General features: G+C 46.4%; 9 protein-coding genes. 5 read left to right on the top strand and 4 right to left on the bottom strand.

Annotated elements, in window-relative coordinates:
* From AC4E7D_RS09710 to AC4E7D_RS09695, 4 genes are all read right to left on the bottom strand, one after another.
* The coding region (locus AC4E7D_RS09710) for an AAA family ATPase (protein ID WP_490173603.1) at positions 1-559 on the bottom strand (559 nt) is incomplete at its 3' end.
* A gap of 104 nt (positions 560-663) precedes the next feature.
* A complete protein-coding gene (locus AC4E7D_RS09705) occupies positions 664-1509 on the bottom strand; it encodes a universal stress protein (RefSeq protein ID WP_490173602.1) in 846 nt (281 codons plus the stop codon).
* 33 nt (positions 1510-1542) lie between these two features.
* Positions 1543-2388, bottom strand: a complete 846-nt coding sequence (locus AC4E7D_RS09700; protein WP_490173601.1) for a universal stress protein — start codon at positions 2386-2388, stop codon at positions 1543-1545.
* A 6-nt stretch (positions 2389-2394) separates the two neighbouring features.
* On the bottom strand, positions 2395-3249 hold the full coding sequence (locus AC4E7D_RS09695; protein WP_490173600.1) for a universal stress protein: 855 nt from the start codon (positions 3247-3249) through the stop codon (positions 2395-2397).
* Between the two features lie 201 nt (positions 3250-3450).
* Between AC4E7D_RS09695 and AC4E7D_RS09690 the strand changes: the two genes are divergently transcribed.
* The 5 genes from AC4E7D_RS09690 (at position 3451) to AC4E7D_RS09670 (ending at position 6719) form a co-directional block, all read left to right on the top strand.
* On the top strand, positions 3451-3903 hold the full coding sequence (locus AC4E7D_RS09690) for a DUF2267 domain-containing protein (RefSeq protein WP_490173599.1): 453 nt from the start codon (positions 3451-3453) through the stop codon (positions 3901-3903).
* A 131-nt stretch (positions 3904-4034) separates the two neighbouring features.
* A complete protein-coding gene (locus AC4E7D_RS09685) occupies positions 4035-4667 on the top strand; it encodes a WG repeat-containing protein (protein ID WP_490173598.1) in 633 nt (210 codons plus the stop codon).
* Between the two features lie 102 nt (positions 4668-4769).
* A complete protein-coding gene (locus AC4E7D_RS09680) occupies positions 4770-5447 on the top strand; it encodes an FMN-binding protein (RefSeq protein ID WP_490173597.1) in 678 nt (225 codons plus the stop codon).
* A gap of 30 nt (positions 5448-5477) precedes the next feature.
* Positions 5478-6248 (top strand): GNAT family N-acetyltransferase, encoded by a 771-nt coding sequence (locus tag AC4E7D_RS09675; RefSeq protein ID WP_490173596.1) that lies wholly within the window; start codon positions 5478-5480, stop codon positions 6246-6248.
* A gap of 3 nt (positions 6249-6251) precedes the next feature.
* Entirely contained in the window at positions 6252-6719 is a 468-nt protein-coding gene (locus AC4E7D_RS09670) for a hypothetical protein (protein WP_490173595.1), read from the top strand.
* Positions 6720-6893: the final 174 nt, after the last annotated feature.

Genomic DNA, 6893 nt, shown 5'->3' with positions numbered 1-6893 from the left:
TTCGCAGTACCTCAAGGTGTTCTTCGGCCAACTTATTGGCTACCACAAGGAGAACCTCCACTCCTTTGCTCTGAAAGGAATCATACGCCATATTAAGGTAACCGGCCAGCTCCTCCGGGCTTTTCCCAGAAGCATTTCCCAGCAGGATAGCCGGTATACCCAGGTTTTGTGCAATAAGCACGTTAAAATCCCATTCAATTACCGACCCTTCCCGACTAAAATCTGTGCCTTCGACCAGGACAAATTCAAAACGCGTTTGTAGCTCCTTGTATTTTTCAAAGATGATATCCACTACTTCATCTGCCTGATCCTGGTTGATCTGTTGAATCACCTCACTCCTCGTACAGGCATAGGTCTCTTCATAGGACTGGTTGAGATTGAAATAGGTAAGAACTGTATCGATGTGGTTGTCCCTTACACCTTTCGGATAGTCGTCTATAATTGGCCTGAAATAACCTACTCTGGCCGCCCTTCCGGTAAGCAGGCGCATAACGGCAAGGGTAACAATAGACTTACCACTATTGGGCTCGGAAGTAGCAATATAAACGGCTTTGCTCATTGGCGAGGTTTAACAGCTTACAAATTTATAGCTTTATCCTGCTACAAGCGCTCTGGGAGGTAGATTAATTTCCATCTCTATGCAAAGGGCCCAAAGAGCCGGTTTCACGGGACTACGGGTAATACAAGGAAGGGTACTTCGGTGTGGAATGCGATTCGCTTCACCACAGGTTCGCGCACCAACCTGCTGAAAAAACCGTGTTGACTGTTTATCATGGCGAGCATTCCGGCATGGGTTTCTTCGGACCACTCTTGTATACGGCTTGCCACGTTGGGATAATACCCGATTTCTTCAAACTGGTGTTCCACCCCGCTCAACATCCCCTGCAGTATTTTGCGTAGTTCTTTTTGCTCTTGATCCAGGGTTTCCTCTACATTGATGTGTGCCACCCTAAGGTGAGCATTGCTGATCCGCAACAGGTCTAATAAGGGTTGTAACTCTACCTTCTTGTAATGGTGTTTAAAGTCCGTGGCAAACAGTACTTCGGTATACCGGCCAATTTCGAAAGCCTCCGGAACAGCCATGACCGGGCAGTTGTGTATAGTCTTTAGCACTTTAACCGTGTTGCTACCTAAAAACACTTCCTTTAGGCCAGAAGCCCCTTGTGTCCCCATAAACACAAAATCAATATCCAAATCCACAACATTCCTGCCAATCGCGTTCAGCAGGGTATCGGATTCCAGCAGTCCTTCGAAGCTATGGCCGGGCACCTTATTGATAGCGAGCAAACGCGAAATGATCTTGTTGAGCTTTTCCCGGACTTCTGACAGGGTAATCTCAAACAGTCGGGTATCCCGTTCTTTATTGATCGTACTTACGAGGCCTGAAGGAGCTGCCTGGTGGGCATGAAGTACATAGAACTGGCAGGGGATGCTTTCAAACAGGTACAGGGCATATTGTATGGCATGCCAGGCATTTTTCGAAAAATCTGTAGGAAGCAGGATACGCATGGGTACGGGAGCTTTTGATTTACAATCAGGCCTTTAGAGGTCAGGAAGCACTAACAACGGCACATGGGTATGAAAGCCTATTTTCTTGATAACCGGTTCATGGGTCAATCGTTCAAAAAAGGAATGTCTGTAATGGATTAAAGCAATCATATCTGCGTCCAATGCCTGTGTAAAATCCATGATCGCCGCTTCAAGGGTGCTTTGCATCACACCTTCACTAAATTCAAGCGCAAGGCCGGCAAGACGCTTTTCTAAGACGGCTTTATTTGCCATTTGTTCTTCGCTTAACCGAAATTCCTGTGCTACCTGGTAGACGACCACCCTGGCCTTCCAGGCAGTTGCCAAATCCTGCAGGGGTTTCAATTCCCCCGGATCGAAATGGTGGGTAAAATCAGTGGGGAAAATAACGGTATGCAACATTTTGAAATCGTGTTCTTCGGGAACAACAAGAATGGGACAATTCCTGACTTCCTGAACAACCTTAACGGTATTGCTACCCATAAATACTTCTTTAGCCCCTGTGGCACCCTTGGTGCCCATTACCACAAGGTCGATTTCCTTCTCACGGATTATTTTCTGAATCCCTGCAACCAGGTCATCTGCCCGGGACAGGGTTTCAATATGATGTCCGGATTGATGGTGATGTTTTGTAAGGTACCCCCGAATCTTTTTGAGTTCTTGTTTGGTATGGGTTGAAAGGGATTCATAGAGCACCCCTACCCTTTTCTTTCCTTTTTGCCCCAGAACCCCGGCAAAGGCAGGCTCATAGGTGTGCAGGATAAAGAAATGGCATTCCCGGTCCTCGTGGAGCTTAAGTGCAGTAAATAATGCATTCCAGGCAGGTTCGGAAAAATCTGTAAGTATGAGGATCTTTTTCATGGCTCGTTAATTACTATTTAGGGCTGTATCACGTATGACCAGGAAGGGGACCTGGACGTGAAATCCGATCTGGTCCACATTCTGCTTCCACAGCAAACGCTCCATAAAGGAATGTTTGCGATTCATCATGGTCAGGAGATCAAAATTGTGTTCATCAATATAATCGATGACGGCATCGGGCATCAGTACCCCTTTCTTTTCATCGAAGCGGTGCGGCACCTGATCCAGGCACTGATCCAGGTGATCCTTGTTCTCCTGCTGCATTTCACTCAGGTCATATTCTTCTTTTATATGCAATATGGTTATCTCTGAACCTTGTATGCTCGCAAATCCCATCATGGTGGCCAATTCTTCTTCCTTGTACCTGGTCCGGTAATCTGTGGGGAACACAATGGTCTTCACCGGCTTAAATTCACAGCCTTCCGGAACTGCCAATACGGGTACGAGGGCCTTGCGCATAACAAATACAGTGTTCGAACCAAGGAAGATCTCTTTGGCCCCGGTGGCACCCTGAGTGCCCATTACAATAAGATCGATATCCTTTTCCCGGGATACTTCGTTAATTTCATCGGTAAGCAGGTTAAACGCAGAGATGGTCTTAACAATATGCTTTGGATTGTTGAAGCTTGATCTTACATTTTCTACAGTGCTCTCCAGGCCCGCCTGGGAAATATCGACCCCTGTGTCAGGAATGGCACTGAAAGACGGCCCTCCCATCATGTAGTCCATCCTGTAAAATGCCGGAGTGTAAGTATGCAGGAGATAAAAGGTGCATGCCTCATTCCTGAAGAATTTCATGGCATAGCGAATCGCGTTCCAGGCATTATCCGAAAAATCCGTTGGTAGCAGAATTTTAAACATGGCCCAGGGGTTTAGGTGTTTATTCAAAATTAAGGATCGACCTACGGGCATGCCATGATTATGGTCAGTCGGTCATACCCCAGCGCTATTTGATTTCTCAGCGTCCTGAATGAAAGCATAAAGGGGAACTGATCTTGATCATTTCAGGTGGCTTTTGAATTTCCCATATTTATTGCTCTCTTAATTTCAAACACATAGATTATGGCACTTAATTTTAATCAGTACGCACAAGAAGGAAACACCTTCCTTAAGAACTATACCAGGGAGATGAACCTTGGTGACAACAGAGATAAAGCGGGTAGAATCCTAACCTCAATTTTGCATGCCCTCAGGGATATTATCACTCCCGAGGAATCCCTGCAACTTATTGCCCAGCTACCTATGTTCCTGAAAGCCGTTTACGTTCACGGATGGAACATCAGGAAGAAGAAACCTAAAGTGAAACGCATTCCGGAATTTATCGACCTGGTCCGAAAGCATGATGGCCCTGCTGCCATTAACGATTTTGAATACAGCGATGAGGTGGCCGAACAGTACATCAATACCACCTTTATCTACCTGAGAAAATATGTTTCCCTCGGGGAAATGGAAGATATCCGGGACGGATTGCCCAAGGAATTGAAAAGCCTGATATATTCGAACATCATGTTTTAGGCAACATGAATGAAATTCCACTACAATTTCACCTATACCCCTCATAAAAGGTGGATGGCTGATTAATGTCATATAATTTCCCTGAGCGCGGGAGTACCTTTGTGCCATAATAATCATTTAACACCTGAATTATGAGAACATTAGCACTGCTTTGCCTTCTTTTTTCACTCCCCTTCTCAGGGATGTCTCAGGAACTGGACGAAATTGATGAAGTTGCACCCTTCAATGAGGGCCTTGCTGCGGTGAGAAAAGGAAACCAATGGGGTTTTATCAATGAGAAAGGTGATTTGGTGATCGACTTCAGGGACGACCTGGTTTGGAACAAATTCGCAGACACCGGCAGGGAAGACGTAGATGGGATACGTTATCCTGTTTTCAGGGATGGACGTTGCCTTATCCGTGAAATGCTGGAGGAAGAAGAGATCTACGTTTACGGATTCATTGACCAGAGCGGAAAAACAGTCATCAAACCGGAATACCTGAATGTGACGGAATTTAACCAGGGATACGCCGTGGGTATTCTCCTCACCAAGACATTTAGGGGCAAGAATAATTTTCAACTCAATATTTACGATTATAAATTCAGTGAAGTCATTTTGGACCAAAAAGGAGATATTATGCTCCTGCTTACCCAGAGAGACAATATACTGATGTCCCGGAGACGTTATGAACTGCCTGATCTCCATGCCAAATTCCTGTCACCAAGCCTTGCAGCAGTGAAGAAAGGGGACAACTGGGAATTGAAAAAGTTAGACCTTCAATAGCGAAGGAAAGTCAGAAAAAGAAACCAAGTGTACATAGGGGCCGAGAACTCTTCACATCATTGCCTTTTGGCCCTGTATACATCTAATCCAAATAAGGAAAAAATGACAAACCGTGTATCCATCATTTACCCCGTCTGCCTACTTGCAATCTCCCTGATCTTCATGTCTTGCAGGGAGAAAACAGAACAGCTTAAACCCACTCCCGTACCTGAGGTTGCAGCTCAGAAATCGCTGGCCCCTGAGTATATGGAAATAGCTGCATTTATGGACATATCGATGACCGACAGTACCGATGTAGATGAGGTACTCAGTTTTAAAGCCCTGTTCAACACGGACTCCCTTGCAGATAGCGATGCAGCGGAAAACCTGAAATTCCATAAAAGAATTTTGCGGACCGGTGGATCCACCGCACTTCCCATCTTTGAATCACGCGCATCAGACCTCAGCCTGGTGCTCCTCACGGGAAGGGGTTATGTAGGCCCCATCTGGACCGAGGTGCTCTTTGATCGGCAAACCCGCAAAATCATAAAGATCCGATTCGATCATAAGATGGAGACAGAAGGTTATGGAAATGCTATAATCGAAGGGGCATTCCAAGACCAGTTTGTTGGCGGTGAAATTCGTTTTGATGGTAAGAGTTTTGCCCTGAAACCAGGACAGGGTTCTGTGGAAAGTGTGACCCTGGTTGATGGGATCTCCGGGGCAACGGTAACCAGTTCTGCAGTAGTGCAGATGTTGAATACAGGCTTCAAGGGCCTGGAGCCTTATTTTACCCCTTAGAAGGGGCTGACCCATGCCTAGTAATAATCTATGCCCGTTCCCTACTCCATTTGTGATATCACCCCTGGCAATATCCGGGAAGAAACCGCTTTTTGTATAAAGAATACAAAAAGCCACGGGTTCCAGCAGAAGGAGCACTGGTTTACCCTTCGGTATCAGGAAGGGTTGCGGATGCATATCCTTAAAGACCCAGAGGACGAGATGGCCGGATTTATTGAGTACGTCCCCGGGCAAAAGGCCTGGCGTCCCGTTAAGGCCAACAACTATATGTTCATCCATTGCCTGTTTGTCTACCCCAAGAAAAACAAAAACAAGGGGTATGGCACTGCCCTCATTGAAAAAGCCGAGAATACGGCCCGTAAGCAAGGCTTTTCCGGTTTGTGTGCCATGACAAGCAAGGGTTCCTGGATGTCAGATTCCCGTTTGTACAAAAACCTTGGTTTTTCCATATGCGGGCGAAAGGGCAGGTTTGAACTGGTGTGCAAGAAATGGGATAAAAAAGTGCCTGATCCCGAATTGCGCGACTGGGAGCTGGAACAGTCAAATTATAAAGGCTGGCAGCTGGTGTATGCGGACCAGTGCCCCTGGCATGATAAGGCTGTAAATGCCCTGTGGAACACCGCACAGGACTACGATATTGAATTACAGCTGGTACGTTTGCAAACGGCGGAAGAAGCCCAGAGTGCCCCATCGGGGTTTGGGGTATTCAGCCTGCTACACAATGGAAAACTCCTGGAAGATCACTACATAAGTGCAACCCGCTTTAAAAACATCCTCAGGCAGGAACTGGCAATTCCCTAAACCATGGATTCCAAGAAGGTACATATTGCTCCTCTGCTCTTGGTGAGTTGCCTGGCGGTGCTCTCACTGGGTGCCCTGTTTGGGGGGATTGCCATGATGATCTCTCCGGATGGATCCGGCTTGGGCCTTCCGTCAGATCTTCTTGAGGAAACCCCATTTACTACTTTCTCAATCCCGGGCATATTGTTGTTCTCCCTGCTTGGAGTCTGGCCTGCATTTACTGTATACGGTTTATTGAGAAAGGTCCCGTTATTTGGAAGCAACAGCCTGCAACCCTACCCGGAACAGCACTGGTCATGGACATTTGCTTATGGAATTGGACTGGTACTTATCCTTTGGATCAATATACAGCTGCTCCTTGGGATTACGTTTCACATCCTTCACTTCGTTTATGATCTCCTGGGATTATTGATCCTGGTGCTTGTTCACCTGCCAAAAACGAAGGCAGCATTTACGCTGCCTTCATCCTGAAATTGTTTGGATAGGGCTAGTTACCTTTATCCTTCTTGTTTCTCGGCAATACCTCTTCAGGAAATGGGAAAAGAATGGTAGAATTCTTCTCGGCAGCAATATTGGAGAGGGTCTGGTACAATCGCAACTTGATTGCCGAAGGAGATTTATCAATCTGTAATCCGGCTTCCAGCA

The organism is Lentiprolixibacter sp., from assembly GCF_982873095.1.
Note: the sequence above shows the minus strand (reverse complement) of the source record. Positions and strands in the feature narration are given on the sequence as shown.

Coding starts and splice junctions, on each gene's coding strand:
- AC4E7D_RS09685 (WP_490173598.1), top strand. CDS start 4,035: ATGAGAACATTAGCACTGCTTTGCCTTCTTTTTTCACTCCCCTTCTCA.
- AC4E7D_RS09695 (WP_490173600.1), bottom strand. CDS start 3,249: ATGTTTAAAATTCTGCTACCAACGGATTTTTCGGATAATGCCTGGAAC.
- AC4E7D_RS09700 (WP_490173601.1), bottom strand. CDS start 2,388: ATGAAAAAGATCCTCATACTTACAGATTTTTCCGAACCTGCCTGGAAT.
- AC4E7D_RS09675 (WP_490173596.1), top strand. CDS start 5,478: ATGCCCGTTCCCTACTCCATTTGTGATATCACCCCTGGCAATATCCGG.
- AC4E7D_RS09690 (WP_490173599.1), top strand. CDS start 3,451: ATGGCACTTAATTTTAATCAGTACGCACAAGAAGGAAACACCTTCCTT.
- AC4E7D_RS09670 (WP_490173595.1), top strand. CDS start 6,252: ATGGATTCCAAGAAGGTACATATTGCTCCTCTGCTCTTGGTGAGTTGC.
- AC4E7D_RS09705 (WP_490173602.1), bottom strand. CDS start 1,509: ATGCGTATCCTGCTTCCTACAGATTTTTCGAAAAATGCCTGGCATGCC.
- AC4E7D_RS09680 (WP_490173597.1), top strand. CDS start 4,770: ATGACAAACCGTGTATCCATCATTTACCCCGTCTGCCTACTTGCAATC.